Genomic DNA, 3,680 nt, shown 5'->3' on the forward strand with positions numbered 1-3,680 from the left:
AGTGACGAGGGGATAATTGAATTTGATTTAGATAGAAGAGCGGTGCTTTTCAATGACAAGGCAAGAGAGATTCTAGGCAAAAATGATGACAAGATAGCGGATATACATGCCTGTGACCTTATAAAGAACGTATCCTTTAATTCTGTGTATTTCAGCAGGAATACAATAAAGGATGAAATTATTAAGATAGACGACAAAGATCTAATAGTATCGGTTTATCCACTTGTTAACTCAGGGAAATTTTATGGCTCAATGGCCATTGTAAAGGAATTTCAGGAAGTAGAGAAGAAGCAGCATAAAATCAGGAACAAGCTTATAGGAAAAGGCCATAGGGCAAAATACACATTTGACGACATAATTGGTGAAAGTCTGGAAATAAATAAAAGCAAGGAAATCGCAAAAAGAATGGCCAGATCAGATTCTTCAGTTCTAATACACGGAGAGACAGGTACTGGTAAGGAGCTCTTTGCCCAGGCAATACATAACGAATCATCCAGAAGAGATTATCAATTTGTTGCTGTAAACTGTGGAGCACTGCCTGAAAATATATTGGAAAGTGAACTTTTTGGATATGAGGAGGGAGCCTTCACAGGAGCCAAAAAGGGTGGCAAGCTCGGTCTCTTTGAACTTGCCCACAGGGGAACAATATTTCTTGATGAAATAGGTGAGATGCCGAAAAGTTTACAGATCAAGCTATTGAGAGTTCTTCAGGAAAAGGAGATAATGCGACTTGGAAGCGATCGAATAATCGATATAGACATAAGGGTTATAGCGGCATCAAACAAGAAACTTGAAGAACTAGTAAAGAACGGAGAATTCAGGGAAGATCTCTACTACAGGTTGAAAATTCTGCCTCTTAATCTACCATCCCTCAGGGAAAGAAGAGATGATATCATCGATATTTTTGAACATTTCAAGGAAGTCTACGAAGGAAGGTTCAGGATGACCAAGGAGGCGGAAGTTTCCCTTTTGAAGCATAAGTGGAAGGGTAATATAAGGGAGTTAAGAAATGTTGCTGAATATCTCGTTAATATGAACATTAAAACCATTGATAGGGAAGATCTTCCATTTGATTATGAGGATAGTATTATTAATGCTGAATCTATAGCAGAATCGGAGAGGCTTGTTAATGCTAAGGGTTCCTATAAGATAGGTGTAGTGGAAGTTGAGTCGGTCAATAATTCATATGAACGTATTGAAGAACTATTTGGTGTAAGGGAACCGAGTAAATATATCTTTGTCCTGAAAGCTCTGTATAAAGCGAGAATCAACAGAAAAAGAACAGGTAGGAGAAGTATATATAATAAGGCCCTAGATGAAAACTTCTATATAAGCGAGAAGGAAATAAGGAATATTCTTGTGGAGCTTGATAAAAAATCTTATATAATCATTCAAAAGGGAAGGGGAGGCAGCGCATTGACTGAAGATGGTGTCGACCTTGTAGAGGAATTACTGGATAAAGGAAAAGAAAAGTGATTAAAGGGACGAATGGGAAACAAAGGGACCAAAGGTTGCGCAATACAGCCCTCTAGCCCCTCAAAACCCACAAAAAATAATAAATAAACATATAAACAGCCTTTTTATCAAAAAAAGGCTGTTTATTATTTTCGGAAAAGTTAAATGTGTAAAACACCTTGAAGCATTGGTGTTATGAGGTTTTTGTGAACTTTACTGTGTGGTGAGCAACCGATGACTATGAAATCATTGCGGTATGCTTATAGTTGGCACGAAAATTGCTTATTATATTCATAAGAAAAATTTAGATATGCAATTATATTAAAGTAAAGCTAAATACAATAAATGAATTAAAGGAGTAAAAAATGAAAAAACTGTTTACAGGAAACGAAGCACTTGCCAGAGGAGCATATGAGGCAGGAGTACATTATGCATCTGCATATCCGGGAACACCAAGTACTGAAATTTTGGAAAATACAGCTACATACAAGGATTCAATACTGGCTGAATGGGCCCCTAATGAGAAGGTTGCACTAGAAAATACTCTTGGAGCATCAATAGCAGGAGCAAGAACTTTTGCAGCTATGAAGCATGTAGGATTAAATGTAGCAGCGGATCCTCTTTTTACTTTTTCATATACGGGAGTAAACGGTGGAATGGTTTTGATTACAGCAGACGAGCCAGGACATCACTCTTCACAAAATGAGCAGGACAATAGAAATTATGCGAAATTTGCAAAAATTCCTATGGTTGAGCCTTCTGATTCACAGGAATGTAAAGATATGATGAAAACTGCCTTAGAGCTTAGTGAAGAATATGATACTCCAGTACTTCTAAGAATTACTACTAGAGTATGTCACTCAAAAGGAATAGTTGATTGCTTGGATAGAGAAGAAGTTGCTTTCAAGGATTATGTAAAGGATACTAACAAGTATATGGCCGCACCTGCCAATACAAAAAAGAAAAGACTTGCTGTTGAAGCCAGAACAATAAAACTTAAGGAATTCTCTGATAATACAGATCTTAACTTTACAGAGATGAACGATACTAAAATCGGGGTCATTTCTTCTGGAGGAGCTCATTACTATGCAAAGGAAGTATTTGGAACTGATGCTTCATATCTTAAGCTTGGATTCACATATCCACTTCCTGAGAAGAAGATAACTGAATTCGCATCACAGGTTGATAAGATTTATGTAATTGAAGAAAATGATCCATATATAGAAGAATTTGTGAAGACTCTTGGAATTGAATGTCATGGATATGACACTTTCCCTGTAACTGGCGAAATGACTGCAGATGTAATTAGAGAAGCAGTATTTGGCAAAAAGCTTGAAGCAAATACTTATGACAAAGATATGGTTGTAGGAAGACCACCAACACTATGTGCAGGATGCCCTCACAGAGGATTCTTCTATGAGCTTGGAAAGAGAAAGGATACATACATTTCAGGTGATATCGGATGTTATACTCTTGGTTATCTTCCGCCATACAATGCGATGGATAGTGTAATAGTAATGGGTGGATCAATGAGTATTGGACATGGTGCACAGCAGGTATTCAACATGAAGGATACTAATAAGAAAAGAGTAGTTTCGGTTCTTGGAGATTCAACATTCTTCCATACTGGAATCAATTCACTTACAAATGTAATATACAATAAGGGTAACAGTATAAATGTAATCCTTGACAATAGAATCACAGGAATGACTGGACACCAGGAAAATCCTGGATCAGGATTCAAGCTTCAGGGTGAAGACACAAATATAATCGAAATTGAGCCATTAGTGAAATCTCTAGGATTTAAGAATGTTAGAGTGATTGATCCTAATGATTTGAAATTAGTAAAGGAAACTCTTGATTGGGCATATTCTCTTGATGAAGCTTCAGTAATAATCACAAGATATCCATGCGTACTTAAAAAATTCTCAGATGCTGACAAAAAGGAATTCAAAGGTCTATTTCAGTCAAAATGTATAATAGATGAAGATAAATGTATAGGTTGTAAAAAGTGTATGAAGACAGGATGTCCAGCTCTTTCGTTTGACAAGGTAGCAAAGAAGGCATCGATAGACAGAACTCAGTGCGTGGGCTGTGAAGTATGTGCTCAGACATGTCCTGTAAATGCAATATCTAAGGAGGTAAACTAATGACTAACAGTGTATTATTGGTAGGAGTAGGTGGACAGGGTACAATCCTTGCCAGCAAATTATTGACAACAGGTT

The 3,680-nt window shown here is 37.0% G+C and carries 2 protein-coding genes and 1 pseudogene; all 3 read left to right on the forward strand.

All coding sequences use genetic code 11. The features are described 5' to 3' along the window. A partial coding sequence (locus AC3AX0_RS09185; protein ID WP_487549999.1) for a sigma-54 interaction domain-containing protein occupies positions 1-1,476 on the forward strand: 1,476 nt, incomplete at its 5' end. 344 nt (positions 1,477-1,820) lie between these two features. After that, the gene (gene iorA, locus AC3AX0_RS09190; RefSeq protein WP_487550000.1) at positions 1,821-3,605 is read left to right on the forward strand and encodes an indolepyruvate ferredoxin oxidoreductase subunit alpha; all 1,785 of its coding nucleotides are present in this window, start codon (positions 1,821-1,823) and stop codon (positions 3,603-3,605) included. Further along, a pseudogene (locus tag AC3AX0_RS09195) lies at positions 3,605-3,680 on the forward strand (indolepyruvate oxidoreductase subunit beta); the annotation flags it as partial. The gene iorA and the pseudogene AC3AX0_RS09195, both read left to right, overlap by 1 nt.

The sequence above is a fragment of the Dethiosulfatibacter sp. genome (assembly GCF_983023055.1).